Source organism: Microcystis ichthyoblabe FBCC-A1114 (assembly GCF_050500245.1).
In the GTDB taxonomy this organism is placed as follows: Bacteria; Cyanobacteriota; Cyanobacteriia; order Cyanobacteriales; family Microcystaceae; genus Microcystis; species Microcystis ichthyoblabe_A.
Window position 1 is genome coordinate 2,651,517 of the sequence record NZ_CP191408.1, and the last position, 26,115, is coordinate 2,677,631.

General features: G+C 40.7%; 26 protein-coding genes, 1 tRNA gene and 5 pseudogenes. 23 read left to right on the forward strand and 9 right to left on the reverse strand.

The genetic code is table 11. From position 1 onward, the window contains the following. The first annotated feature begins 425 nt into the window (after positions 1–425). The 3 genes and pseudogenes from ACQY1Y_RS12640 to tnpA all read left to right on the forward strand — a co-directional run bounded on the left by ACQY1Y_RS12640 (position 426) and on the right by tnpA (position 2,799). Positions 426–1,376 carry a hypothetical protein gene (locus ACQY1Y_RS12640; protein WP_430012869.1) on the forward strand — a complete coding sequence of 317 codons (951 nt, stop codon included), beginning with the start codon at positions 426–428 and terminating at the stop codon, positions 1,374–1,376. A 69-nt stretch (positions 1,377–1,445) separates the two neighbouring features. Beyond that, positions 1,446–1,886: a hypothetical protein gene (locus ACQY1Y_RS12645; protein ID WP_430012870.1), complete on the forward strand. Its 441-nt coding sequence runs from the start codon at positions 1,446–1,448 to the stop codon at positions 1,884–1,886. Between the two features lie 469 nt (positions 1,887–2,355). Continuing rightward, positions 2,356–2,799: pseudogene (gene tnpA / locus ACQY1Y_RS12650) on the forward strand (IS200/IS605 family transposase). A 197-nt stretch (positions 2,800–2,996) separates the two neighbouring features. On the opposite strand, the gene ACQY1Y_RS12655 reads toward tnpA, so the two are convergent. Further along, positions 2,997–3,737, reverse strand: a complete 741-nt coding sequence (locus tag ACQY1Y_RS12655) for a DUF3782 domain-containing protein (protein WP_430012871.1) — start codon at positions 3,735–3,737, stop codon at positions 2,997–2,999. Between the two features lie 346 nt (positions 3,738–4,083). Here ACQY1Y_RS12655 and queG point away from each other — a divergent pair, with 346 nt between their 5' ends. Further along, a complete protein-coding gene (gene queG / locus ACQY1Y_RS12660; RefSeq protein ID WP_430012872.1) occupies positions 4,084–5,031 on the forward strand; it encodes a tRNA epoxyqueuosine(34) reductase QueG in 948 nt (315 codons plus the stop codon). Next, positions 5,021–5,659 (forward strand): HAD-IA family hydrolase, encoded by a 639-nt coding sequence (locus tag ACQY1Y_RS12665; RefSeq protein WP_016516729.1) that lies wholly within the window; start codon positions 5,021–5,023, stop codon positions 5,657–5,659. Before queG ends, ACQY1Y_RS12665 begins: the two co-directional genes overlap by 11 nt. A gap of 74 nt (positions 5,660–5,733) precedes the next feature. On the opposite strand, the gene ACQY1Y_RS12670 is transcribed toward ACQY1Y_RS12665, so the two are convergent. Further along, positions 5,734–5,819: transfer RNA gene (locus ACQY1Y_RS12670), tRNA-Leu, on the reverse strand. Between the two features lie 172 nt (positions 5,820–5,991). On the opposite strand from ACQY1Y_RS12670, the gene ndhL reads away from it, so the two are divergent. The 3 genes and pseudogenes from ndhL to ACQY1Y_RS12685 form a co-directional block, all read left to right on the forward strand. Continuing rightward, positions 5,992–6,231: an NAD(P)H-quinone oxidoreductase subunit L gene (gene ndhL, locus ACQY1Y_RS12675; protein ID WP_002732218.1), complete on the forward strand. Its 240-nt coding sequence runs from the start codon at positions 5,992–5,994 to the stop codon at positions 6,229–6,231. 21 nt (positions 6,232–6,252) lie between these two features. Then, positions 6,253–6,558 carry a DUF3007 family protein gene (locus tag ACQY1Y_RS12680; RefSeq protein ID WP_002733819.1) on the forward strand — a complete coding sequence of 102 codons (306 nt, stop codon included), beginning with the start codon at positions 6,253–6,255 and terminating at the stop codon, positions 6,556–6,558. A gap of 644 nt (positions 6,559–7,202) precedes the next feature. Continuing rightward, positions 7,203–7,754 (forward strand): annotated as a pseudogene (locus ACQY1Y_RS12685) (IS30-like element ISMae39 family transposase); the annotation flags it as partial. A gap of 26 nt (positions 7,755–7,780) precedes the next feature. Here the strand turns inward: ACQY1Y_RS12685 and ACQY1Y_RS12690 are convergent. Beyond that, positions 7,781–8,995 (reverse strand): ISL3 family transposase, encoded by a 1,215-nt coding sequence (locus ACQY1Y_RS12690; RefSeq protein ID WP_430012873.1) that lies wholly within the window; start codon positions 8,993–8,995, stop codon positions 7,781–7,783. A gap of 183 nt (positions 8,996–9,178) precedes the next feature. On the opposite strand from ACQY1Y_RS12690, the pseudogene ACQY1Y_RS12695 reads away from it, so the two are divergent. Continuing rightward, a pseudogene (locus tag ACQY1Y_RS12695) lies at positions 9,179–9,619 on the forward strand (IS30-like element ISMae39 family transposase); the annotation flags it as partial. A gap of 6 nt (positions 9,620–9,625) precedes the next feature. Here the strand turns inward: ACQY1Y_RS12695 and ACQY1Y_RS12700 are convergent. Then, positions 9,626–10,203 (reverse strand): annotated as a pseudogene (locus ACQY1Y_RS12700) (IS1 family transposase); the annotation flags it as partial. A 420-nt stretch (positions 10,204–10,623) separates the two neighbouring features. On the opposite strand from ACQY1Y_RS12700, the gene ACQY1Y_RS12705 reads away from it, so the two are divergent. The 3 genes and pseudogenes from ACQY1Y_RS12705 to ACQY1Y_RS12715 all read left to right on the forward strand — a co-directional run bounded on the left by ACQY1Y_RS12705 (position 10,624) and on the right by ACQY1Y_RS12715 (position 11,864). Continuing rightward, complete coding sequence (locus tag ACQY1Y_RS12705; RefSeq protein WP_430014718.1) at positions 10,624–11,070, forward strand: hypothetical protein; 447 nt, start codon at positions 10,624–10,626, stop codon at positions 11,068–11,070. Positions 11,071–11,084: 14 nt separating this feature from the next. Then, positions 11,085–11,330: pseudogene (locus ACQY1Y_RS12710) on the forward strand (pentapeptide repeat-containing protein); the annotation flags it as partial. Positions 11,331–11,396: 66 nt separating this feature from the next. After that, positions 11,397–11,864, forward strand: coding sequence for a retroviral-like aspartic protease family protein (locus ACQY1Y_RS12715; RefSeq protein WP_430012874.1), 468 nt, complete (start codon positions 11,397–11,399; stop codon positions 11,862–11,864). Here ACQY1Y_RS12715 and ACQY1Y_RS12720 read toward each other — a convergent pair. After that, positions 11,859–13,520, reverse strand: a complete 1,662-nt coding sequence (locus tag ACQY1Y_RS12720; RefSeq protein ID WP_430012875.1) for a M14 family metallopeptidase — start codon at positions 13,518–13,520, stop codon at positions 11,859–11,861. The two genes, ACQY1Y_RS12715 and ACQY1Y_RS12720, sit on opposite strands and share 6 nt — an antisense overlap. A gap of 70 nt (positions 13,521–13,590) precedes the next feature. Here ACQY1Y_RS12720 and ACQY1Y_RS12725 point away from each other — a divergent pair, with 70 nt between their 5' ends. Beyond that, the gene (locus ACQY1Y_RS12725; RefSeq protein ID WP_002751038.1) at positions 13,591–13,803 is read left to right on the forward strand and encodes a hypothetical protein; all 213 of its coding nucleotides are present in this window, start codon (positions 13,591–13,593) and stop codon (positions 13,801–13,803) included. On the opposite strand, the gene ACQY1Y_RS12730 is transcribed toward ACQY1Y_RS12725, so the two are convergent. Next, complete coding sequence (locus tag ACQY1Y_RS12730) at positions 13,800–14,546, reverse strand: circadian clock KaiB family protein (protein WP_430012876.1); 747 nt, start codon at positions 14,544–14,546, stop codon at positions 13,800–13,802. The two genes, ACQY1Y_RS12725 and ACQY1Y_RS12730, sit on opposite strands and share 4 nt — an antisense overlap. Positions 14,547–14,636: 90 nt before the next feature. Next, positions 14,637–15,908: a type IV pilus twitching motility protein PilT gene (locus ACQY1Y_RS12735; protein WP_316576979.1), complete on the reverse strand. Its 1,272-nt coding sequence runs from the start codon at positions 15,906–15,908 to the stop codon at positions 14,637–14,639. A 394-nt stretch (positions 15,909–16,302) separates the two neighbouring features. Here ACQY1Y_RS12735 and ACQY1Y_RS12740 point away from each other — a divergent pair, with 394 nt between their 5' ends. Both ACQY1Y_RS12740 and ACQY1Y_RS12745 read left to right on the forward strand, forming a co-directional pair. Then, complete coding sequence (locus ACQY1Y_RS12740; RefSeq protein ID WP_430012877.1) at positions 16,303–17,064, forward strand: hypothetical protein; 762 nt, start codon at positions 16,303–16,305, stop codon at positions 17,062–17,064. Then, a complete protein-coding gene (locus tag ACQY1Y_RS12745) occupies positions 17,061–17,471 on the forward strand; it encodes a PIN domain-containing protein (RefSeq protein WP_150977956.1) in 411 nt (136 codons plus the stop codon). The genes ACQY1Y_RS12740 and ACQY1Y_RS12745 overlap by 4 nt, the downstream gene beginning before the upstream one ends. Here the strand turns inward: ACQY1Y_RS12745 and ACQY1Y_RS12750 are convergent, their stop codons facing one another. Beyond that, positions 17,472–18,530 carry a potassium channel family protein gene (locus tag ACQY1Y_RS12750; RefSeq protein ID WP_002744445.1) on the reverse strand — a complete coding sequence of 353 codons (1,059 nt, stop codon included), beginning with the start codon at positions 18,528–18,530 and terminating at the stop codon, positions 17,472–17,474. It lies immediately after the preceding gene. A gap of 126 nt (positions 18,531–18,656) precedes the next feature. Here ACQY1Y_RS12750 and ACQY1Y_RS12755 point away from each other — a divergent pair, with 126 nt between their 5' ends. The 4 genes from ACQY1Y_RS12755 to ACQY1Y_RS12770 all read left to right on the forward strand — a co-directional run bounded on the left by ACQY1Y_RS12755 (position 18,657) and on the right by ACQY1Y_RS12770 (position 21,796). After that, complete coding sequence (locus tag ACQY1Y_RS12755; RefSeq protein WP_272103510.1) at positions 18,657–19,940, forward strand: aspartate aminotransferase family protein; 1,284 nt, start codon at positions 18,657–18,659, stop codon at positions 19,938–19,940. Between the two features lie 158 nt (positions 19,941–20,098). Then, positions 20,099–20,794, forward strand: a complete 696-nt coding sequence (locus ACQY1Y_RS12760; RefSeq protein ID WP_194032837.1) for a Uma2 family endonuclease — start codon at positions 20,099–20,101, stop codon at positions 20,792–20,794. Positions 20,795–20,797: 3 nt separating this feature from the next. Next, positions 20,798–21,010, forward strand: coding sequence for a hypothetical protein (locus ACQY1Y_RS12765; protein ID WP_002751022.1), 213 nt, complete (start codon positions 20,798–20,800; stop codon positions 21,008–21,010). Between the two features lie 228 nt (positions 21,011–21,238). Then, complete coding sequence (locus ACQY1Y_RS12770) at positions 21,239–21,796, forward strand: hypothetical protein (RefSeq protein ID WP_430012878.1); 558 nt, start codon at positions 21,239–21,241, stop codon at positions 21,794–21,796. Positions 21,797–22,020: 224 nt separating this feature from the next. Here the strand turns inward: ACQY1Y_RS12770 and ACQY1Y_RS12775 are convergent, their stop codons facing one another. Further along, positions 22,021–22,497: a peptidase C15 gene (locus ACQY1Y_RS12775; RefSeq protein ID WP_430012879.1), complete on the reverse strand. Its 477-nt coding sequence runs from the start codon at positions 22,495–22,497 to the stop codon at positions 22,021–22,023. Between the two features lie 96 nt (positions 22,498–22,593). Here ACQY1Y_RS12775 and ACQY1Y_RS12780 point away from each other — a divergent pair, with 96 nt between their 5' ends. From ACQY1Y_RS12780 to gmd, 4 genes are all read left to right on the forward strand, one after another. Next, positions 22,594–23,649, forward strand: coding sequence for a metallophosphoesterase family protein (locus ACQY1Y_RS12780; protein WP_069475215.1), 1,056 nt, complete (start codon positions 22,594–22,596; stop codon positions 23,647–23,649). 15 nt (positions 23,650–23,664) lie between these two features. Continuing rightward, complete coding sequence (locus ACQY1Y_RS12785; protein ID WP_193956835.1) at positions 23,665–24,552, forward strand: ParA family protein; 888 nt, start codon at positions 23,665–23,667, stop codon at positions 24,550–24,552. 12 nt (positions 24,553–24,564) lie between these two features. Further along, the gene (locus ACQY1Y_RS12790) at positions 24,565–24,909 is read left to right on the forward strand and encodes a TIGR03792 family protein (RefSeq protein ID WP_002732771.1); all 345 of its coding nucleotides are present in this window, start codon (positions 24,565–24,567) and stop codon (positions 24,907–24,909) included. 123 nt (positions 24,910–25,032) lie between these two features. Then, positions 25,033–26,115, forward strand: a complete 1,083-nt coding sequence (gmd, locus tag ACQY1Y_RS12795; protein ID WP_430012880.1) for a GDP-mannose 4,6-dehydratase — start codon at positions 25,033–25,035, stop codon at positions 26,113–26,115.

The following is a 26,115-nucleotide window of genomic DNA, read 5'->3' on the forward strand; positions in this document are numbered from 1 at the left end:
TTTTTAGCTATTAGGTTCTCGTGCATTGAAACTGGGTATTGGCAATTTTAGGACAAAACGTCGGGTGCATCCGGCTCTTCTCGATTTTGTGTGATAATTTTTGCTTATAGAATAGAATCGTGAAATGTCTACTGGGAAAGACTTTTAGGACTATTTTGCTGAAGAAACTATCAGTGCAGACCCCGTTTCCACATAGAAACCAGAAGAGTCCCGATGAGAATCTCCCTTAATCCTCAACTGCTTCTTAAGACATTTTTAATGATTGTCAAGGTGAAGAAAGCCAAAAGTTAATCTAAAATTGGGTTCAAAGGGATGACACTCAGGGAGCTAGAACGAACCAATCAATTAATTCTCTTGCTGGATAAGGATTTAGTCGATTTGTGTAACCCGATCAAATGATAGCAAGTAACAGGAAACTCTAAATCATGCAAAATAATAACATGGAGCAACCCCCATTATCTTCAGATTCTGAAGATAAGAAGGAAAAATATTTTCTATCTTTGAAAATGCTATCTTATCTGTTTGGTTCTCTGGGAACTTTCTCTTTAGGACTACTTCTTTTCTATTATTATTGGCCTCCTCTAGTTGTTTCCTTACCTTTTGGTGCGGCTGTCACATCATTTCTTTTTGGAGTTATGGAAACAGATACTGTACAAAATAAGCTCGATGGTGTTTTTACTTCACCCAGAGTAAAAATAGTAGCTCAGTTAACTGGAGCAGTTGCTGTTTTTACTCTATTCTCAGGATTCGCTTACTTTGCCTTATATAAAGAGTTACAGCGAAGAGACACTGAGCTGAGTATTGACAAAGGGACAAATGATCCTACTTACATTTATTTAGTTCCTAAAAGCTCAGTAAATGAAAATGGAGGTAATACTAGGATATTCGCGGGCAAAATTAATCTTAGTAACGAGTTTGAAATCATTAAAGGAAATGACAAAAATGATGAAGGCAATGTACTTCACCCTATTCTTGTTAAAATTAGAAATGAATGTGCCTATCAAAATGGCTTATGTTCTATTTCCGACAGTATATTTCCAGTGCATATTAACAACACAAAAAATCTCAAATTAACGAATCTTAATACTGTGAACGAGGTAAATATTTGTCCAGGCCATGATTATTTAGAGAAACGAACTCTTCTGATTTCATCTGACTTAAACTTAATAAAATCATTCAAAAAAGATCAAAGTAAAAAGTTTCCAGATAATAGCTATAGGGTTCGCATTAATGAACGATCCAGTCCGGCAATTTGTCCAGACAGTAACTTGACACCCCCTAGTCCTATATTGTTATTTGGCAATAGAGGAATGAACAAAATTCCTATTAGTCGGTTTAGTACATACTACGCTATAGACACAGGAGAAGAAAATTAAAAAAACTTGCTTGAGTCCAAAAATATTCCAGTTTTTAATTCTGCTTTTTTTCCTTTTTGAGGTATGTTAATGAAAAGAGTGTTTCGTTCGTTTTTAACGGTGTCATATTTGGCTTTTCACATTACAGCTGTTTCTTCTCAGTCTTTACCTAAATGGGGGTTAGTATATGGTTCAGATGCTGAGTTTGAGGATGCTCGACGTGAAATTCTCAGGTTTAATGACTCTGATCAGTCAAAAATACCTCCATCCTTTAGACCGTACAAGTCAAAAGCAGCTTTATTTCTTCGTCGAGGAAGTTTTAGAAGTGTTTTGCTATTTTATACGGAACAAGATGCACAAAAAGCCCTACCTACAATAGAAAACACTCTTACAGAGATAGATAAGAGGTCTATGAACGCTCCACCCACATGGCGGAGAGGTTCTTTTGTTGTAAATCTAAATGCCTGGTGTCCAAAATGGAACTCTCAATCCACAAAAAAAGACGGGATAATTCAATATTCTTGTAAATAAAGTATCAAATTGAAAATTTTATCTAAATCGTCAAAACGATTGCCGGCTCTGAATTACAGGCTAATTTGTTTGCCCAGCAGATGCACAATTAGCCCTAAAAATCTGATAGCTCTAATACCAAATTATTGAGATAAACTCTCATTAAGCCAGCGATCGCTGACTAGGGTGTGACACTTAATAATTCTTAGTAATCGCTAAAAGTCTTACTATACAAGAGCTAGAGCAACTGTTGATTTCAACGACTAGGGTGCGGAATGTGGGCTAGAAGAATAGTCATCTTAGGCAGTTCCGACGGTTTTAACTTGAAATAGTCAATACCTCGAGTTAACAACTCAATCAATACTTGGTCATCAGATAGGTTGGCGGGAATACAATGAGCGAAAAACGGAAACCCAAGACTATCCGTCGCTAGATGACGTTTAATCTCTTCTGGTCTAATTCCCCGCCGCTCGCGGCGTATAATAGAAAAATGAGTGAATACATCCATAAGAGCCATAATGTAAGTGTTTTACTATGTCATTTAGTGTTCCCAGCCAAATATCCTAAAGCCGTTTTCGACGAACAGGTAGATAGCTTGTTGAAAGAAGTCTGTCTAGAGATGGAAAAACGATAGGAGATCAAGTTTGTAGAAATTGGAGTGGATAAAGATCCTGTGCATTTTCTGGTGCAATCAGTACCGACCTATGGTGTGACAAGGATAGTGACAATGATTAAAAGTATAAAGGCGAGAGAAATTTTCAAAAAGTGTCCTCAAGTGAAAAAGCAGTTGTGGGGAGGAGAGTTTTGGAGTGATGGATATTACGCAAGTACGGTAGGAAAGCATGGGGATGAAGGTATGATAGCGAGATATGTAAAAGAACAAGATAAAAAATACCTGCAGCTACACCAAAATCTGCAATTGAGTCTATTTTGATTCTGATACCCCGTCCGCTTGCGGCGGGGTAGTTCATTTTTGCCGTTTTTGCATCCTCAAAAATTAGTTAGGTAAGAGGTTACTGAAGCAAGATATGAATACTAATTCTGCATCGTATCCATAGGTTAGTCTAGTCCTAAGTTGGAAAAATTAAACCTGCTGCCAATACTTTGCCAGATGAAAGACCCATCTTTCTCCTACCATAATTTAGGCTCGAAACCAGAATCATTAATAATTTCTACCGTGTCTCCCGATGGTTTAATCACAAATAAACCCTGTTTATAGGCATAACGATCTACTCCTTCGTCTATTTCTATTCCTGCCACTGCACCATAAGCCTGATAGTTCTTATAATGGGGAAATGCTTGTTTAAATCGACTTAATTTTTCTAAAAAATCGTTGACATCATCTTTCGATAAACGAGACTTACATTCTACTAAAACTACCTCGGTTTCATCGACGGCTAAAATGTCAATCTCCATGGCTATTCCTTGCCGTTTTACCCTGGCACGACTGTAGGTTTCTTTAACATCGATACCTTTGCTACGAAATAGGCCAATAACAGCAGGTTCGACTAATTCCTCGACAAATCTTCCCCAGCGAGTGGTTAAACTATCCACAGCACGACTGGTATTAGTCACTGTTTTCTCTAGCTCGGCCAAACGGCGATCTGCTTCGGCCTTAGCTTCAGCGGCCCGGCGATCGTATTCAGCGGCCCGGCGATCGGCTTCGGCCTTGGCTTCAGCAGCCCGGCGATCGTATTCAGCGGCCCGGCGATCGGCTTCGGCAGCCCGGCGATCGGCTTCGGCAGCCCGGCGATCGGCTTCGTCCTTGGCTTCGGCAGCCCGGCGATCGTATTCTTGGCGTGATTGTTCAAACTTTTCGTTAGTTTTCTCAAAAAGTTTATAGATATCTTCGATGGTAATCGGTTGAGACATGGTTATTTGTTTTAATCTTTCTTATTTTACTATAATTGTACTAGCAAAGTACAAGTCATTTTAGGGACGGGTGTTAATTGATCAAGTCAATAGTTATACTAAATCCGTTGAGTAACGCACAGAAAACGGGTTTCTCCGAGAAACCCGTTTTCTACTCATGCAAAAGGCAAAACGGAGAATAAATAATCAGTTTTTAATAACTGGATTTAGTATGAGGACGATATAGCGGGGACGGGAACCACAGTTTCTTCGTTGATCATGGTTTCTAACTGTTGAGCCTGGGATTTGGCTCAATAAATTGATCATTGTAAATAATTGTTACAAATACTTGACTTAAGATATTTCTATGGTGACAGAAACACAGATCAAAGAAAAAGCGCTAGAGTTAGGTTTCCATGGGGTCGGTATTGCTTCTGTGGATAGTCAAGACTTGGCGGTATCCCATCTAAAAAGCTGGTTAGAGCGGGGTTATCACGCTGATATGGATTGGATGACTAACCCGAAACGACAGGATATCAAAACTCTTTGGCCGGAAGTGCGATCGCTAATTTGTCTCGCCCTTAACTACTACACCCCCCAGCAACACAGTCAGGAACAAAACCATGGCAAAATTTCCCGTTATGCTTGGGGACGGGATTATCACAAAGTATTAAGTAAAAAATTAAAAGCCCTCAGTCAATGGTTAGAAAGTCAGGGGGAGCAAATTCAAACCCGTTACTATGTGGACACTGGACCAGTACAGGATAAGGTTTGGGCGCAAAGAGCAGGGATCGGCTGGATTGCCAAGAATGGTAACTTAATTACCCGTAATTACGGCAGTTGGGTCTTTTTAGGGGAAATATTAACTAATTTACCTTTAGAACCCGATCGACCCCATAGCGCCCATTGTGGCACCTGTAGCCGTTGTTTAAGTGCTTGTCCCACCCAAGCAATAGTTAGTCCCTCTGTGGTGGATGCTAATCGCTGTATTGCATACCATACCATCGAAAATCGTGCTGTAACTTTGCCTACAGAAATTGCCAAGAATTTACAGGGTTGGGTCGCTGGCTGCGATATCTGTCAAGATGTCTGTCCTTGGAATCAACGTTTTGCCCAAGTTACCGACGTGGAGGATTTTCAACCTCGTCCGGAAAACCTCTCGCCAAAGTTGGAGGAATTAGCTAATCTAACTATAGAGGAGTGGGATCGTCGTTTTATCTCGTCAGCCCTACGTCGAATTAAACCCCAGCAGTGGCGACGTAATGCCCAAGCTAATTTAGCCCATTCCCCTCACCCCCCACAAGATGACAATTAAAGTAGTAGTGTTCGATTTTGATGGTACTATCGCCGATACCCACGATACTTTCGTGGAGATTGTCAATCGTTTGGCTAAAAATTTTGGTTATCAACCCGTCAATGAGGAAGATTTGGCCAGACTAAAAAACCTTAGTTCCCAAGAAATTATTAAACAATCCCAAGTTTCTCCCGTTAAAATCCCTTTTTTACTCTATCGAGTTAAACGGGAATTAAATAAACAAATTGACTGCCTGAAACCCTTTCATGGCTGGCATCCCTGCCTTGCTACTCTTAAAGAAAGAGGCTATAGATTAGGAATAATCACTTCTAATACCAAAGAAAATGTCACCATATTTTTAGGTAATAATCAACTCTTAAATTTATTTGATTTTATCTGTTCGGGAACGCCTTTATTCGGCAAACACAAAATTATCGATCGCCTGATCCGACAAAATAAATTCTGTCCCGATGAAATGATTTATGTCGGCGATGAAACCAGAGATATTACTGCTGCCCAAAAAAGTCGAGTGCAAGTGGTGGCCGTCGCTTGGGGCTTTAATTCCCCTCAAATTCTCACCCAATTTAACCCCGATCATCTCATTCACCATCCCCTAGAATTATTGGATATTTTAGATAGGGCTGGCTGAAAAAGTTTTTCCTGGGGGGTAGGGCATTTGTACTAAAATACCCAATACTCAGTTTAAATATAGACTTCGATCGATGGGGGCGGAGAGACTCGAACTCTCACGAGCTTATAAGGCTCAACGGATTTTAAGTCCGTAGCGTCTACCATTCCGCCACGCCCCCGTTATTTAACCGACAATTTTTTATCATATCACAAATAATTTAATTGGCAAGAGTATTTTCAGTAAATTATTTTAGTCCGCCAATTCGATCGCCGCAAAGGGGGAAAGACAGGGTAAAATAATCAGCAGGTGAATTGCAGTTCACCGACAGCCATTGATAAAAATCAATCCTTATGCAATCAATTCTGACGCAAGAAACCATTATCATCGCCCTGATCTACCTATCTCTCAGTGTCTTGTATTTGCTCGTCATTCCCGCCGTTATCTACTACTACCTCAATACGCGCTGGTATGTGGCATCTTCTTGGGAAAGAGGGTTTATGTACTTTCTGATGAGCTTTTTCTTTCCCGGGATGCTGTTGTTAAGTCCTTTCCTTAACTTCCGTCCCCAACGTCGTACCCTCAAAGCTTAAGTTATCAACCCAAAAAAACCCATGAGACGCATTGATGTCATCGGGATCGGTATAGGGATGTTTGCTGTGGGCGGCATCCTCTACATTATCCTGCAAAAAACCGGTTTAGATAGTGCTTCGGCGGGAATTTGGAGTCAAGCGGTGTTGGTGGGTGGTGTCATCGGTTGGATTTTTACCTATCTGTTTCGAGTCGCCACCGATAATATGACCTACGGCCAACAGCGCAAGGATTACGAAGATGCCGTCTTTAAAAAACGTCTGGAAGCGATGACTCCCGAAGAAATCGCCCAAATGCAGCGGGAGATTGAAGAAGAAAAAACTAAATAAAGCAGTTAAAACTGATTTATCTGGCATCTGGGCTTGATAATAGCCCAATTTATCTGATTTAGTCCTTAAAGTCTTTAAATAATCGGTGGGAAATAATTCCACTGCTGTGTAGTTCTGTGAAATTAAAACAATCCTATGATGAGGCGTTTGTCAAGAGAACTAATGTTAAGATTGTTTGAGAAGGTCATGAAAGAAGCAATAGAAAAAGTCGTTTTAGCAATTAGGGGATAAAATTTCCGTCAAGAATAAAAATATTTGTTCCCTATCAAGTTGCGTCGATCTATGATACGGATAATCTATTTTTGTAGAAGCGTTATTTATGAATCAAAATCAGAGCGAGAACTGGGGCGGAAACAGAGAGCTAGATTACGATCGATTCTACAATGCTTGTGACCCTCTCAAACCCGGTGGTGATTCGGTAGTAGTGATGGCGGCTTAATCCTTTGCTTTGCTGTGCATTGTAGTCATGGATAAAATACCAAAGGGTTCCCCAACGTGATTCTCCATTTTTTTAGAGAAAGATAGACTCTCTCTCACCAGGCGAGAACGCCAATTCAAAAATGAAACGCATCAACCTCACGAGTTGACAAAGAAAGGCTCATCAGGTACTGTCTGATCATTAACAAAAACAAATCAGACCCAAAATGAGCCACCAACATCTTAACATAGAACAAAGAAACTTGCTCTACCAACTTAGTCAGGAGGGAAATTTATCTCAACGGCAAATGGCCGTCTGGCTCGGATGTCATCAAAGCACAATATCACGGGAATTAAAAAGGAATCAAAGTTCTCTTGGCTGCTATCTACCTGACACAGCACAAGCTGAAAGCGAGACAAGGCGAAAAAATGCCAAACAACCCTTTAAAAATGTCAGCGAGTCAGCCTTAGAGTTGGTCAAAGAAGGATTGAAAGATTATCATAGTCCCGAACAAATAGCAGGTCGTCTGAAAAGAGCCAGTCAAGAATCTCTCAGTCACGAAACCATCTATCAAATGATCTATCAGAACTATCACGGATGTGGAGAGTACCAGAAATATTTACGCCGGGGGCTTTGTCAAAGAAAGAGTCGAGGCGGAGCAAAAAGTAAGCGTGGAGGGATTCCAGGGCGTGTAGATATCAGCGAGCGACCAGTAATTGCTGACCAGAAAACTGAAATCGGTCATTGGGAAAGTGACACAATGATTGGAGGCAATCATGGCTCTTCGTTACCCTTTATGCTAAATCAACAGACAAGATGCCAAGACAACATACTTCTAACCCAAAAATTCCGAAAGTTTCTAAAGCCATAGCCTCTCCGTTTTATTAGTTTAAGTTTATTGTTGATTCCCTCGACCACCCCATTAGTTGTCCTTCGCTCGAAATAACTAATGATTTCTCCAAACCAGTTTCGGATTGTTTGACAACTCTTGGTAAAAACACTGGAGGATTTTGCCAACCAGTCCGAGATGGATAGCAGTCCTTCTGTCGGATTCTCTGAGGTTTCATAAATCTTTCTAAATTCTTCCTTTAACTCGTGCATCTTTTTCAAATTTGGGAAATTTTCTTTGATAGCTTCTAGTTTGATTTTTTGGGTTTCCGTTAAATCTTTTTCATTTTTTAACAAGCTATATTTACTTCGCTTTAAAACTTCTAGCTTCGCTTCTTTTTCCGCTTTCTGTTTTTTATTTCTCTGCGCTTCTACGGCTCTTTTTTCTGCTTTTCTTTGTTCGTCTAACTCTTGATTAATTTGTTTCATTACATGGAATCTATCGGCGACTACCTCGGCCGATGGCATCAATTCTTTCACCAAATTTTTATAGGGCAACCAAAGGTCTATGCTGACTTCTTCAATTTGCTCTAACACCTCTTTTCCCCACCCTGTAAGCGTTTCCCTCAATTCTTCTTGTGTTCGCTTCTCTAGAATAGCTATTAGTTTTCCCGTATCTAAATTTACTAAAACCGCACAGTAATTTTTTTGTCCTTTGACTAGAGCGATTTCATCAATTCCTAGTCTTTTTAATTTCGATAGGTCTGTCTCTGTAATTTCTTCAGCTATGTCCTCTATCATTCTTTGAATCTCTTCTTCCGTTACGTCATTTCTTCGGCTAACATTTAAAATATCTCCTTCTTTTAATTGTTCGAGTATATTCTCGGCTAGTCTTTTCGTATAGGTTTGTTTCTTGGCGACAAAATCTAACTCTTCGCTAAAGGGTTTCTGACAATTACCGCACTTAAATTGACGACGATTAACTTGTAGGTACACTGGTTGACCTGAGAGCGGTAAATCTTTGACTAAATGTCGATGATTTTGGTGAAGTTTATCGCTCTCTAACCCACAACGAGGACAGGCTGCTTTTTTATTTTTCGATTCGATTTGGAAAACTATACCGATATTTTCTAGGTGTCGATAGCCTTGAATACAGGTTCCTTGTAGGTTCAAAAATTTGTCAAGTATCATAAGTAAAATAATCTCGTTTTTGGCTATTATATCAAATCTTAACTCGATTGTCTATCTTTTGGTATTAACCTATTTGTGCCTTAAGTCCTTTCCTGTATGAATTTCAGCTACTTTTGAGCGTAGTTGCTCTCATCGAATTTTATTTTAAGTTAATTATTTGCATAACAATTCCCGAAGAGCCGCAATCATCTAGGAGTTCTCGTTACTCATGTAGATAAAGCCTCGAAATTTTTAGTAGCAGGATTAGCCAAAAACAAAACCGCATCGGAAATCAATAGAGTCACAGAAAAACTTTTTCAAGAGATTCACCCTGACAAAAGAAAAACCTTTACTTGTGACAACGGCAAAGAATTTTGTGGACATCAAGAGTTGAGTCAGAAACTAGGAGCAGATTTTTATTTTGCTACTCCTTATCATTCGTGGGAGAGGGGATTAAACGAGCATACCAATGGACTGTTAAGACAATTTTTCCCCAAGGGAACGAATTTTAAAATCGTTAAGCCAGAGGAGGTGGAAAGAGCCGTAAACTTGATTAACAATCGTCCTCGAAAATGTCTTGACTATCGTACCCCGAATGAGGTATTCTATAAAGGTAGATCAGACAGTGATGCAATTCAGACTTGAATTGGCCGAAATCCTTTGTCGAAAGGTATTATTTAATCTTTCAATAGGATTAGTTTGACCAGTTTCTTTCCCGACTGGTCGATGACGTTTACTGGGAATTACTGTCTTATATGACTCCCAAAAGTCTGTGTAAGCAACTGCACATTGTCGGTAAACGCCTGGTAAACTGGCCCCAAAGTTTTTTGGCTGATTGACGACTCCTATCTCCGCGCATAGCAGCCAATAATTTCCCTTGTATTTCTATCAATTAACCGCCAAATATAAACCTTTATCGTCTTAGAAAAAACAAAAGACCACATCTCATCACATTCTATAACCAATTTACCTTTTGGTTTGTCCGAAACCTTTATTTGACCGGGGACAGCCGCCAGTTTATTGTTGACATAATTTTGTAACCATGACCAACTTACCCCTGTTACTCTAGCAATTCCTCGCAAGGAAATTCGTTCGAGCAAGAGTTTATCAATTAATTGTTTGGTTTCGTCAGAGACGGTTTTATTAGTGGGATTGATCACAAACTGACGACCACATTCTTTACATTGACGTTTGGGTTTTCCATTATGAATAGAACCATTCTTAATCATATAATGAGAACCACAATTAGGACAGGGGAATAGAGGTGAACTAGGGGGAGGATTTTGTTCGGTGCTAGACTGATATTTCAGTAAGCCAGACAGAAGCCAGAAAAAGATATTTATCAGAAAAGTCATGATCAAGCTAGAGGTTTAAAGACTGATCGGGTTCCAAGTATTTTTATTCATAAATATTTTACACAATTCATACCAGGTAAGCAAGAGAGCTACGCCACTACTACCGAATCATTACCCTAATATTTTAGACTAAATCCAGTTATTAAAAACTCTGATTATCTATCCCCACTTTTGCCTTTTGCCTATTGCCTATCCTGATATGTTACCTATCCTCAACGGATTTAGTATTAGACGGTGTGGCGATGGAAGACTTGTGGCTCTTCTAGGTTCTGTGTGATCAGTTTAACTTACAATATGATCGATCGATCTTTGTGTCCTTTGTGTCTTTGTGGTTCGTTCCACCCCCTCGCTCTTGAGAAATGTATCTTAGAATACATTTTACCCACCAAACCTAGGAGAGCCGACTTGTTGGAGGAGTTGCTGCAAATTAAAACCAGTAAGGAACAATTAACTTTTTCTGTTTATAAATTAGTTAAAACCCTAAATCGTCCTGAAGTTTATGCGGGAGTAGCCACGGTTATTATTGAGCAAATCAGTAAATTATATAGTGATATTGCTGCCGCCTATGACACCCAATTATCACCATTAGAACCAGCAGTTAATCCTAGGTTTACCGCCGTTAATAATGCTGTCAACAACGAGGAAGATAATTCCTTAAGACGGGTGGTTAATAGCCTAGAAAATCATCTAGAGGCGGAGAGAATGCAAAAATTAATGTTTGCCGCCTATAAAAAATGTTGAGAAAATGATCGTATCGAGCTAATCTTAGTCAAGCTAATTTTCAAGCGGCAAGAATGAATTATGCTGACTTAAGAAAGGCTAATCTTTCAGGAGTTAATCTTAGGGAAGCGGATTTAATCGATGCTTTCTTTGCTAGAGCAAATCTCACCAGTGCTGATTTAAGTAATGCCAATCTAACTGGTGCCGAGTTAATGAGTGCTAATCTGATGGGAGTTAACTTCTGCGGTGCAATTATGCCGGATGGCCGGATTAATAATTGAAATTACTAGACAATTTTTTTAGCAGTTATTCTGGTATAATTTAGGGGTAGAATTGAGGGTAGTATTATGGTTGATCCAGCAATTATTACAGAAGATATGGGCAAAATCTACACCAGCATTACAGTTATCAATCGCGCCGATCAAATTCGTGCAGAGGATGGTATGATCGCGCCGGAACAAATTCGCTCTCTTACCCTAGAAAATGTCTTGGTGGATACGGGAGCAACTACTGTTTGTCTGGTGCCGGAAGTAATCTCCCGCTTGGGTTTACAGCTTTTAAAAGAAGTAGATGTGGCTACGGCTAAAGGGATAGGAAAAGCGAGAATTTTTCGCGATGCTACCTTGATTATTGCGGGACGAGAAGGGACTTTTGAATGTTTGGAATTACCCGGAGGTCAAAACAATTTATTAGGAGTAATTCCTTTAGAAGCTTTGGGATTAGAACCGGATCTTCGTAGCCAAAAATTGCGAGTTTTACCCACGGAATCCCACGAGACTTATTTAACAATTTTATCGAACCAAATAGCTCTATAAAATCACTTTTTGTCTGACTGTTCCGGCTCTTTCAGCTATAGCGATAATCTCGATTTCTTGACCAGAAACTCCCTTAATTACCCATTCCACCGTACAGCGATAATCTAAACCGTGAGCGAGGCTACTATATACTTTATTTGATCGCCCTTCTAAGTGACCGATTTCCTGCTCTAATTTTCCCACTATTAAACTCACCTCATCGGCCAAATTTAACTTGACTTGAATGGGACGAACGATCTTTCTTTCCAGTGCCTTTTTACTGGTATAAGTGGGTAAAAATCCCTGATTTTCTAACTGTAAAACCATATGATAAATACCATTTCCCTCCGACTTAAGATCAAGACGAGAGATAGCTAAAAGAGGTGACATTAAAGCATGGGCAATAGTAAACTGACATTGTTTTTCACATAAATCTGGTAAATACTTTTCTGGGGCATTTTGCCAGACATTTTTAAAGTCCCAACCGCCAATTTCCACCTCTCCCAATTGGGGATGATCAAAACTTTGCCAATTAATAAAACCCTTTCCCGCCAAATTCTCATCATTCCAATGCTGTAATTTCAATTCATCTTCAAAAGGATGCCAGCGAAACCATTGAATATAATCATCTTTTTTCACTCCTGCTTGGGTGGGTGCATCCCATAACTCCACCGTAAAACCATACCAACCAAAGTGATCGTAACCGTAATCATCCATGGCACCGTTAGTCACTTCTTTGGGATGATAACGAAAATCGTGATAGACAGAAACGCATTCATAACCAGTCATTGCTTTTCCCTTATCGGCAATATATTTATACATTTCTAAGTCTTCCACGGGGAAATATTCATCGGGATGGGTGCTATAGGGACGCAACATGACTGCTGAATAGGTATGATAGGTAACGAAGCCATTAATATTGGTGTTATTTGCCCAAAATTCGGCTTCCGCACGGGTTTCTGGCTCCGAAAAGGGAAAATCTCCGGCCCCCTTTTGTTCCCCTTCAGGAACCCAATAAACGGGATAATTGCGGTTAAAATCCAGTCCCTCTAGGGTGGGGGCAGTGGTAAAATTATAGCCATCGTAATCGCGGATTAAACCTTCGGTGAGCAAAGTGTAAAAAGTTCCCTCAAATTCCTCCGGTTCGCGACGCACCATAATGCGAGGATCTTGTTCGGAAATTTTCCAAGCGCCACAGGTGTCTTTTTGGCGCATTTGTAGGATTAAACCATCGCCGTTAATATCTTCAGGATATAGCCCCGGTTTCTCATCCGTGTGGGGATAGGGGCGAATACTCGATCGTAACATATAGGGAGTGGTGAGATATTTTTCCGCTCCATCCACGGCTAATCGCGGCAAAATATAGACAGTGTAATGGTCAAGAAGTCTGGTAATTTGGGAATTATGACCGTATTGGCGCAAAAGATGAGCGATAGTGTAGAGAGCGACGGCAGAGCCTGTTACTTCCCCCGCGTGGGTGTTAGCATCAATCCAATAGGCAGGTTTTTCTAAATAGGGGCCTGTGGCTTGATTTGTTAGGGTAGTTAACCAGATATCTCGATTTTCGTAGCTTTTACCGATCGAGGTGAGGCTAATTAAATTAGGATAGGATGAAGCTAGGTTTTTCAGGAAAGAAACTAATTCGGTGTAGGGGTAATAGTGGCTAAAATCAAACATAATCTTCTGCAACTAAAAAAAGGAGTCTTGGGTTAATTTGACAAAATATAGGATGATAACAGTAAAAACTATGGATAGTCAAGATATTGCTCGCTATATTGAAGAAACTAACGGTATTTCCAAGCCTTGGCTGTTGGTGCAATTGCGTCTCAAAAAACTGCAAGAACGTCGCGCCAGTCTTTCCCAACAGGAATATATCCAAGAATTGGATGATATTCAGCAAGACTTAATGAAATTGGGCGAATGGTGGCGAGGAATCGAGTCAGAAGTCTTTAAACCCTAAGCGGTGGCGATAATCTGTAATACTCGCGGTAAATCCTCAAATTCGCCGATGATGCGTTTCACCGGTTGCGGCCAAACCCGGACTAAAGTGGGAATAGCAGAGACATGATTAGATTCCGCTTGTTCTGGATGCTTAGAGATATCGATCACTTTCAGGGTATAGGGATGGTGTAATTCTCGTTCTAGAAGCTGATGGATCGATTCTAGGGTGTGTTTAGTATTGGCATTATTACCGGAGACAAATAACCGCAAAACATAACCCTTGGGACTAGGATTGGTATAGTCAGAGTCAGCACTAATCCCCGAAGTCGTTGGGGGGCGCTCCTGATAACGGAGAATCAGATCGTGGGATTGCCAAAGTTGGGGAAACTGCTGACGATAGGTTTCTAAGATAGTGGGATTAGAGGATTGTTCCTGCCAGGGTACAGTAAACCAAGCTCGATCGTCCGTGGCGAAAATAGCATTTAATAAAGGCTGATAGCGACGGACAAGGGGATAGACTTCGGCTCTAGTATGAATACGGTGACTGTAGGGATCTCGCCAGCGATCGATGGTAGCAGTAAAACTAGGAACTAAAAAATGGGGGGGTTCTGGCAACCCTAAAGCGGACTGGAGAGCAGCGCAGAGATTCAGATGCCAATGAGTTTGTTTATCAGGATCGATACAGTAAATTAGATCGCCCCCGGGGGTAAACAGGGCGATGCCTTTAAAAATATCGGGCAACACAATCGTGGAAGTGATCACTTGAGGGGTTCCCCTAGAGAATAAGTAGGAGCTTCTATTTTTCTAGCCTACTAAACTCTTGATCCCTCAAGGATTTCCTTCAGGGTTTTTCTAGATTCTACCCCGCAGCATCATGGCCATTTCATTGGGAACCGGGGACATTTCCAGGGCGACCTCATCGCTAATCCGTCCCTCTTGATAGAGGTTAAACAGAGATTGATTAGTGGTAATCATGCCGTGGTATTCGCCGTCTCTCATTAATTCGATAATTTCGTCATTTTTGCCGCTGCAAATGTAATCTTTGACGGTTTCTGTGTTGACGAGAATATCGTGAAAAGCCGTCCGTTTACCGTCGGTGGTACGACATAAACCCTGGGAAATAATACAAACTAGGGATTCTGCGATCGCCACCCGCGTCGATTCCCGTTCCTCGGCGCTATAAAGAGTTAAAATCCGGTCAAGGGTTTTTACAGCGCTGTTGGTGTGCAGGGTTCCCAGGACTAAGTGACCGGTTTGGGCAGCTTTCAGGGCAGTATTAACGGTGGCTTTGTCCCGCATCTCCCCCACCAGAATAATATCTGGGTCTTCCCGCAAACAGGCTTTTAGGGCATTATCGAACTCATGGGTGTGTATTCCCACTTCCCGTTGTTTGATCAAACTGCGACGACTTTTATGGACAAATTCGAGCGGGTCTTCGATGGTGATAATATGTTTGGCGTGTTCTTTATTGATGTAATCGATCATGGCTGCTAGGGTGGTGGATTTCCCTGAACCCGTCGGACCGGTGATTAAAATCAATCCCTTCTGCACATCGCACACATCCCGAAACACTATCGGTAGGCCCAATTGTTCCATCGTGGGGATTTTCATGGGAATCAGACGCAAAACCATCCCCGGACCGCGCAGACTTTCAAAGATATTAATCCGCGCTCTAGCGAATTGGTACTGAGTCGCACCGTCAAATTCTAGGTCTTTTTTAAAGCGAAGGATTTCTTCTTCACCGAGGATTTCGCGTAACCAACTATAAAAAGTGTTGATGTCAATTTCAGGATAGTCGAGAATAATCATTTCGCCACGATCCCGCATCCGGGGTTGTTCTCCAACCCCGAGGTGAACGTCCGAATAACCCCGCTCAAAGGCAATCCGAACCAAATACTCTAAGGTGGGTTGATTGGAAGCGCGACTTTGGGGAGAACGTGGTGGCGATATTTGACTATTTTGTGGCATATTAGGCACTTTTTTGGACTGCATCGCCACCTTTTGGCTCATTTCTTGATTTATCTCTGGTTTGGTTCCCTTGATTAACTCCGAGGGAGGTATCGGGATGGAGGGAACCGGCAGCGGCTGCAGTGATCGCGAGGAAGAATTGGGATTTTGACTCATGGTAAATAGGGGTTTTTCCTTTACTATTCCCCGATTGTACTAACATCTCATCCTCAATTTCTCAATTCCCCACAGATGTTATACCATTTCTCTAAATGAAAACTACACATCGAATTTAAATCCCCCTTTAAGTTCCCCTTTTTAAGGGGGATTTAGGGGGATTAAACTTCTGTAGTCAGACTTTGGAGAATTGGTATTAGATTGAGGAGTCGGGAGTCAGTAGTCTCCGAGTCAGGGGAATTAAGAGTGAACGGTAATTAATCTATCTCCCTCAGAGGCTATAGTAACTATAATCACCCTTTCAGACCCCAAAATTGTTACAATGGAGGTTTAGGGCTGGTAATTTTGACTACTCATTTCTGTTTGATCGTCAGTCTTAGGAGAGGTAAATACGATGAATAGTCTGCAAACTTCAGTCGAACGGGAAAATTTAGGACAATTTTTGTTAGAAAATCTGCAAGATATTACAGATAAACTCGATCAAATTGTCACCGATTCTGATCGGATAATACTGGATAATTTACTACAAGAAACTAAGATTTTAGTTGAGCAAGTTAAAGATAACTCTAAAACTTATCAAGCAAGAGCCGATATATTTTATCAAATTAATCAACTATGGTTTCAGGTATGGGAACAATATAAGAATGAGGTTTCGGCAATAAATTTGATTGAGATTATCAATGAATTTACCGATAGAGTAACTGCCTATGCTAAATTATTTATCAGCCTTGCTCAGATCAATGAGGGAAAGACGGGTGAAGAAAAAGCCGATTTAATCAGAGTGGTGGAAGGTTCACTCCTTCTCTCGGAAACGATAGATGTGTTTATTGATATGTTTGCCGATTCAGAATTAGAGCAAATTTACCAGGGAGCTAAAAATGCTCTATCGGTTTCTAATCGTACTATAACCGAATATTTCCAAGATACTGACAAATCTTTAGTCACCCAACTGAGAGCCTATTATAGTTTAATAATTTTCAGAATTAAAGAGCGATTTAATCCTAGTAATGTATCCTCAGAAAATACCTCTCATTCCCTAACAGATGATTTAAGCGATCTTGATCCTTGGACAAGAGACTTAGTGGGGGTTGTCGATTTAGGATCAGAAGACCCAAAAGAATCGTATATTGATTATTTAGTGGAGAAGTATCGGTGAAACGAGTCCTATTCGATAGTGATGTATTGCTAGATGTTTTGTGTAAGCGTGAACCACATTTTCAAGCATCTGTACAAGCATTAAATACAGTTAAGACAGGTAAAACTCAAGGATATATTTCTGGTCATGCCGTCACTAATATTTATTATATTTTGTCTAAACAAAACGGAAGGGAAAGCTCAAGAAAATTGGTGATAAGTCTTCTAGAGAATTTGCAAGTTGCTAGGGTGACAGATGCAATAATTAGGCAAGCATTGACAAGTCAGATGAAAGATTTTGAAGATGCCGTTACCAGTGCCGTTGCTGAATCAGAAAAGCTAGAAATAATCATAACGCGAAACCTAAGAGATTTTGCCGCTTCCCCTGTTCCCGCAATGGTACCAGCCGATTTTTTATCGATTCTTTAACTAATGCTTCGGTAAACGTAAACCATCCGATCGCATAGGGATTAAAATCTGAGTTAAACTGCGTAATTGTTCGGCCGTTCCCATACAAATTAATAAATCCCCGGCCATTAATTCCGTATCGCCAGTGGGTCCCCCGATTAGCGTACCATCAGCGCGACGTATTGCCAAAACTAACGCCCCCGATCGAGATCTTAAATGTGCTTGACTAAGACTTAAACCCACACAGGGACAAGTCCTCGGATCGATTAAAAATTCCTCCATATAAAACGATCGATCGGTTCCAGTTAAAATACCATCGACAAAATCCATCACCTGCGGTCGTAGGGCTGCGGCTGCTAATCTTCTGCCGCCGGTAATATAGGGAGATACTACCGCATCGGCCCCGGCCCGTTGTAATTTTTGTACTGCTTCCTCGGTACTGGCCCTAGCAATAGCACGAATTTTCGGATTAAGAGTTTTAGCAGACAAAACTGTATATAAATTCTCCGCATCGGAAGTTAAAGCGGCCACAATACAAATAGCGCGTTCAATTCCTGCCATTTGTAAAGATTTATCTAAGGTGGCATCTCCTTGAACAACAATATAATTTAATTCTTTGGCCCGATTTACCTGTAGGGGGTCTGTATCAATAACTACAAAAGGAATATTTTCTGCGTAAAATTCGATCGCTACCTGTCTGCCTGTGCGACCCAAACCACAGATGATATAATGTTCCGATAGTCGATCGATCAAGCGTTTCTCCTGTCTCTGTTTGAGTCCCTCTTGAAAATAGCCTTGAATTAAAGCTTCGGTCAAGCGATTAACAATATAACCGATGCTGACTACTCCCATGATAATCAAAACCATCGTGAATAGTCGTCCCCGTTCACCTAGGGGATTAATTTCGCCAAAACCGACGGTAGCGAGGGTACTAATCGTCATATAGGCCGAATCTAGCAAACTCCAACCCTCGATCAGATGATACCAAAACGTACCCAGCAAAAACACCACGACCAGGGCAAAAATTCCCCCGATTAATTCCTGACGCAGACGACGATATTTATCTTCACTGATAGACAAGCAAAATTCACCCCTAACACTGTCTAGTAACTTACAATGAAATCAGTTTTTAATCTAAATAACCCGTCCTTCTCAGACGGATTTGATTATAATTTCCCCTATGTCTAATCGCGCAGGAGTTCCCCAGTGAGTCCAAAAACCCTTTTAGAACCAACCCTAGTTGATCCCACTCCCAATTTAAACCCGAATCAACCCTTCGATCCAGATAGTTTTAACAGCTATGTGATGAATACTTATGGTCGTTTTCCCATTGCGATCGCAAAAGGGTTAGGCTGTCTCCTCTGGGATACTTCCGGGAAACAATACCTTGATTTTGTCGCGGGAATTGCCACCTGTACCCTCGGTCACGCGCACCCTGCTTTAATTGAAGTGGTTAGTCAGCAAATCCAAAAACTCCATCATGTCTCGAATTTATACTATATTCCCGAACAAGGAGAACTAGCTAAATGGATTGTCGATCATTCCTGCGCTGATAAAGTCTTTTTCTGTAATTCTGGTGCGGAAGCGAACGAAGCGGCGATTAAATTAGTACGAAAATATGCCCATACGGTGCTAGATTTCCTCGAACAGCCGGTTATTCTAACCGCTCACGCTAGTTTTCACGGCCGCACTTTAGCTACCATCACCGCAACCGGTCAACCGAAGTACCAAAAAGACTTTGAACCCCTGATGCCGGGGTTTGCCTATATTCCCTATAATGATATCGAAGCGGTGGAAAATGCGATCGCTGATCTCGATGAGGGTAATCGTCGGGTGGCTGCGATTATGTTGGAACCGCTGCAGGGTGAAGGGGGAGTTCGTCCGGGGGATATCGAATATTTCCAACGTTTACGGCAAATTTGCGACGAAAATAACATTTTGCTTGTCTTTGATGAGGTACAGGTGGGAGTCGGAAGAACCGGTAAACTCTGGGGTTATGAGAATTTAGGAGTGGAACCGGATATTTTCACTTCTGCTAAGGGTTTAGCGGGTGGTATTCCCATCGGTGCGATGATGTGCAGAAAATTCTGTGATGTGTTTGAACCGGGTAGTCATGCGAGTACCTTTGGAGGTAATCCTTTCGCTTGTGCCTCAGCTTTAACAGTATTACAAACCATTGAACGGGATCATCTTCTCGAAAATGTCCAGCAGCGAGGGGAACAGTTACGCAGCCGTTTACGCGTGATTGCTTCTCAATATCCCCATCTATTTGTCGATGTGCGCGGTTGGGGTTTAATTAATGGTCTGGAAATTAATTCAGAAAGTGAGTTGGTTTCATCTACTATTGTTAATGCAGCCTTGGCAGAGGGTTTATTAATTGCTCCCGCAGGTCCGAAAGTTCTCCGTTTTGTACCTCCTTTAATTGTCTCGGAAACAGAAGTAGATGAGGCGATGGATAAGCTGGAAGCAGCCATCGCTAAAGTGGTTTAATTTCAGTTATCAGTTATCAGTTATCAGTTATCAGATGTAAGTTTTAAGTTGACAGTTTCCAGTTATGAGTCAATTCTTTTTGAGCTTTATCCCCCCTAACTGTCACCTTTTCACTGGACTAGGGGAGGATAAATCTACTGTTGTTCGGGGCAAATAAAATGATCACTTCTGAACCTATTTATTCTCTCCCTAAAACCCCTCCTTTAGAAAATGGTGATCAACTAAGTCGCCAGGAATTTGAGCGCCGTTATCAGAACCTTTCTGAAATAAAAAAAGCCGAATTAATTGAAGGAATAGTTTATATGTCTTCTCCTGTACGAGTGCAGAGTCATGGAGAACCTCATTCTGATATTTTAACTTGGTTAGGGGTCTATAAAGCCGCCACAATTGGGGTAATGTCTGCGGATAATACTACAGTGCGTCTGGACGCAGATAATGAGGTACAACCGGATGCTTTACTAAGAATTAAAATTGCTGGACAATCAACTATTAGTGACGATGATTATATCGAAGGTGCGCCGGAATTAATCGTAGAAATCGCCGCTTCTACTGCTTCCTATGATCTCCACAATAAATGGCGAGTTTATCGTCGTAATCAAGTGCAAGAATATCTTGTTTGGCGAGTTTATGAACGTCAATTAGATTGGTTCCGATTAAATGCTGGAGAATATATTAAACTTGAACCCGATAGTCGAGGGATAATTTACTCGCAGGTTTTCCCCGGTCTTTGGTTAGATGTTAATGCTTTATTAGCGGGTAACTTGGGACAGGTTTTGACTGTTTTACAGCAAGGTTTAGCCAGTCAAGAACATCAAGATTTTCTGAAAATATTATCTCAAAAAACTGATAACTGATTTATGTGGCATCCTGACGCTTATCAAGCTTTAATTGCCGAAGATTATCCTCAAGTTGCGGCAATCTACGAGGAACTAATCGATAACAATCCCGAAAATATTTCTGACTATTGGTACTTGGGAGTTGCCTATCTTTTGCAAAATTTAGAAGCAGAAGCGCAGGTAATGTGGCAAAATGTTTTAAGAGGAGGTAATCCAGAAAAAGTCAAGCAATAGCAAGCAGAATTAGAAGCAGTTTTAGATACAGAAGCGCGACGACAACAAAGAAAAGGTGATCTGGCAGCTGTAGAATATTTTCGCTATCATCTACAGGAAATTGTTCCCAAGTCAATTAATAATTTATTAGCTTTATTCGACTTAGCTTTAGATTTAGAAATATTCGATCCAGAAGAACTACTTAATTATCCTATTCAAGACAATCTCAGATCTAATCCCGATCGAGAATTGCTTTTAAATGTAGTTCTCAAAAGTCTTTTATATCCCCATGAATTAACTTTAGATTTAGCTCAAGCAAGTTTACCCTACCTGGAGGAATTAGCCGATAGTTTTATCCCGCAAGCTTTTCAGATAGCAGCACGAGTCACCAACGAGCAACAAAGTCCCACTTTTGGAGTGGAAATTATTAAACTTTGTCTGCAATTAAGACCAAATGATCTGAGTCTTTTGGAACAATTGGTTAACCTCTATATTTTAGCAGAAGACTTTGATAATTCTTTGATAACTGCCTATCAATTCCGAGAAATTTGTCTAACCCCAACCCTAAAGTTATACAGTAATTATCTGATTTTGTTAATACTTTTGCGCTGGGGAGTTTGGCAAGAAATTGCTCATATTTATCAAGAATATCATGATTTATTACAGGAATTAACCCGTCAGAAAAATATCACTTTAGAACCGATTATTAAAACTAGCTTTCTCAATATTTGTAGTCCCCTACCCTACCTAGGCGATCAAGCTTTAGCCAATCGACAATTAACTAATCGCGTCGTTGAGGAATGTTAGTGAAGATTCCCAATGTTTAGTTTAAAATATAGGGGCAAAAGTTGCAACTGGGTCAAGCCAATGATAGTGGGATCACCCCAGTACAGCAAAGAAGAATTTGCTCGACGTGGCAATGAGATTTATTAGACTTAGGTGCGCTCTCAAGTCGAGGAGGGCAATTATGGCAAAATACCAGTATATCCTTTTTCCTTTTTCCCTTGAAACTTACTCTCGAATTATATGAGCTAACGACTAAGGGTGATAATTTTCTGAAAATCCCTTTGAATAATAGCAAAATTTTTATCAGTTAAAAGCGGGACATGAACGAATAAAGCCCTTGGATGATATTTTAAGACTTGAAAATATAATTCTTCGCAGACAAACTGACCGGCATTATCGCTGATATAACTATAGTTAAGGTTTTTAATTAAATCTGGCAAGGGAATTGGTGTCAATAACTTTTTTGTACTACTCTTAGCCTGAGATTCTAAACTTAAACGATAACGACTTTCCGCCATGCCACAACAAATAACTAAATCGGTTTTTTTGTCTTGAATAGCTTTGATAACTCGTTCACTGGCTCGATGAGTATTAACGGGAAGTTGACGCAAAAATAAAAGATTTTTTGGACAATTATCTTGAATAGATACTAACAAATCATCGGAGGAATTACTCTGGTGATGGCATAACCAAGGTGCAAAAGAAGTTAAGAGAATTGTCAAGTTATCTCCTTAGGGTTACAACAAAAAAGCGATCGAAGGGACAAAAATTGCTACACTAACTGACATGACCTCAATTAAAGACGAGATTGATATTCTATGCAACGCCGTAAATTTTTGCTTATTAGTGGCAGTTTAGGCGGTTTTAGCTTGGCAGCTTGCGCTCATCAGATTTTACAGCCTGTTACTTCCAAAAATCCCCCTGAGTCGGCTGTTAAACAAGCACAAAAGGCGAAAAAAGTCAAGATAATCGTGATTAGTGACCTTAATAGTCAATACGGTTCCACTACTTACGATCCCGAAATCGATCGAGCTATCCCTTTAATTATCAATCATAAACCCGATCTGGTTCTCTGTGGTGGCGACATGGTGGCAGGACAAAAAAGCAGCTTGACAGAGGCAGCAATTAACGCTATGTGGTCGGCCTTTGATCACCATATCGCCGCGCCCCTGCGAGCTGCTAAAATACCCTTTGGTTTTACCATCGGTAATCATGACGCTTCTGGAGCTTTATCCGCAGGAAAATTTATCTATGCTAAGGAGAGAAAACTAGCCCAAGATTATTGGCAAAACCCCCAACATAATACAAGTTTAAATTTTATCGATAAAACTGGCTTTCCTTTTTATTATACTTTCACTCAAAATGGTATATTCTATCTAGTTTGGGATGCCTCCACTCATTTAATCTCTCGGAAACAACTAAATTGGGCGGCAAAAAACTTGAGTAGTAGCGACGCTAAAAATGCTAAAATGCGGCTAGTAATCGGTCATTTACCCCTCTACGGTATTGCCGTGGGCAGAAATCGACCGGGGGATTATTTAGCCGATGCCGAGCAATTAAGAGCGTTTTTAGAGGCTCATCAGGTGCATACTTATATTAGTGGCCATGCTCACGCTTACTATCCGGGTAAACGGGGGCAGTTACAATTATTACACGCAGGAGCTTTAGGCAGTGGACCGCGACGGTTATTGAAGAGTGAACAAGCACCCAGAAAAACCCTAACAATTGTCGATATTAATCCCCATCAACAGGAGACAGTTTACACTACCTACGACATGAAAACCCAAGAAGCGATCGATATTACCAGTTTACCTCCTCTGATTATGGCTCCCAATGGGCAAGTTTTACGTCGAGATATTCCATCGGTTAACTAGAAAGGAATTCCCATAATGGCCACTGTCATCAGCACCGTTAATATGAAAGGAGGAGTAGGAAAAACTACCCTTACCGTCAATCTTGCCACCTGTTTAGCTAAATTTCAGCAAAAACGAGTCCTTGTCCTCGATTTAGATGCTCAAATCAGTGCGACTCTTAGTTTAATGTCCCCCCATGAATTTGCTCAACTGCGTCGCAAAAAACGCACTTTAAGCTATTTATTAGAAGCAATTATCAAACCCAATCCCTACAATAAATTAACTATTGATGATATTATTGTACCCTCAGTCTGTGAAATTCAAGGCTTAGATCTACTGCCGGGAGACATCGAGCTTTATGATGAATATGTCGTCTCAGAAACCCTGCACCATCAAGCAATTTTACAGGAAGACTTAGGCTTTGATCATGCTTGGAACAACCTAGAAAGAATCCTAATTCAAAAAATCATTGACCCCATTCAAGACCGTTATGATTATATTATCATGGATTGCGCTCCGGGCTATAATCTTTTAACTCGTAGTGGTCTATGTAGCAGTCATTTTTATTTACTACCCGCCCGTCCCGAACCTTTATCAATTGTTGGCATTCAGCTATTAGAAAGAAGAATAGTTAAACTGAAAGCTAGTCATCAAGAAACTGACCCTATTAACCCCGGTTTACTCGGTATAGTTTTTATTCTTTCCGGTGGTGGTTTACTCAGTCGCTACTATAATCAAGTCATGCGCCGGGTACAACAGGATTTTCAAGCCCATCAAATTTTTGCTAATGCGATTCCTATGGATGTTAATGTAGCTAAAGCTGTGGATATGTTCGTGCCTGCGGTGGCAGCCATGCCCTCTTCTAGTGGTTCTAAAGCTTTTATGAAACTCACAGAAGAATTCTTGATCAAAACCAAAAAATAGGAGATAATTACTATGGTCATCGAGTGGTTAGAATTTCAAGTTAAACCCGAAGCTAGGGAAAAATTTATCCAAAAAGATCAAGAAATTTGGACAAAGTTTTTAGCAAAACAACCTGGTTTTTTAGGTAAGGAAATTTGGATTAATCCCGCCATTGAGGAACAATTAATTATCGTTGTCCATTGGCAAACGAAAGAACAGTGGAAAGCTGTACCCCAAAATTTACTTGATGACACCGAAGCGAAATTTTACTTGGCCATGGGAAAGGATAATTATCAATTAACCAAAGTCAAGGAATTTCAAGTCAGAAAATTCCGAGAAAATTGTCAGAACCATTTAGAATCTATGCAGCCTGGATAAAAAATCAATTCATCTTTTTGTCCCCTGTCAACCTAGCCAAACTTGTCCCCAGTGACTAAAGTGTGCTATAAGCAGTCAGACTCTTTATATGGTCTTTATTCTTTCCGATTAGGTAAATTACTGATGACTGAAGCTAAACGCGCCCTAATTACCGGCATCACCGGTCAAGATGGTTCCTATCTAAGCGAATTATTATTAGAAAAAGGCTATGAAGTCCACGGTATCATCCGTCGTACTTCAACTTTTAACACCGATCGCATTGATCATATCTACACTGACCCCCACCAGCCCGATACTAAATTATTTCTTCATTATGGCGACCTCACCGATGGGACAACCCTGCGGCGTATCCTCGAACAAGTGCAACCGGTAGAAGTGTATAATTTAGGGGCCCAATCCCATGTGCGAGTTAGTTTTGATGCTCCAGAATACACCGTTGATGCTGTGGGGGTGGGAGTTTTAAGATTACTAGAAGCAATTCGGGATTACCAAAAAAGAACCGGCATCGAAGTGCGTTTCTATCAAGCAGGTTCCTCGGAAATGTTCGGGAAAGTCATGGAAGTTCCCCAAAAAGAAACCACGCCATTTTATCCTCGCAGTCCCTACGCTTGCGCCAAAGTTTACGGTCACTGGCAAACAATCAACTATCGGGAATCCTACGACTTATTTGCCTGTAACGGCATTTTATTTAACCATGAATCCCCCCGTCGGGGAGAAACTTTTGTCACGCGCAAAATTACCCGCGCCTTGGCCCGAATTATTGCCGGACAACAGAAAAAACTCTATCTAGGAAATCTCGATTCTAAAAGGGATTGGGGTTATGCTAAGGATTATGTGCGGGCGATGTGGTTAATGTTACAACAGCAAGAACCGGATGATTATGTAGTGGCGACCAATGAAACCTATTCTATCCGGGAGTTTCTCGATATTTCTTTCCAATACGTTAATTTAAATTGGCAGGATTATGTGGAGTTTGATCAACGTTATTTGCGTCCAGCGGAAGTGGATTTATTGATAGGAGATTCTACAAAAGCCAGAGAGAAATTAGGTTGGCAGCCGTCGGTGACGTTCGAGGGACTGGTAAAATTAATGGTAGATGCGGATTTAGCGGCTTTGGGGATTAATCTTAATAACGGTGGTGATAGCGGACAGTTATTAAAAGATTTGGCTTATCTTCGCAATCGTTCGATGACAACTGTGGATTAA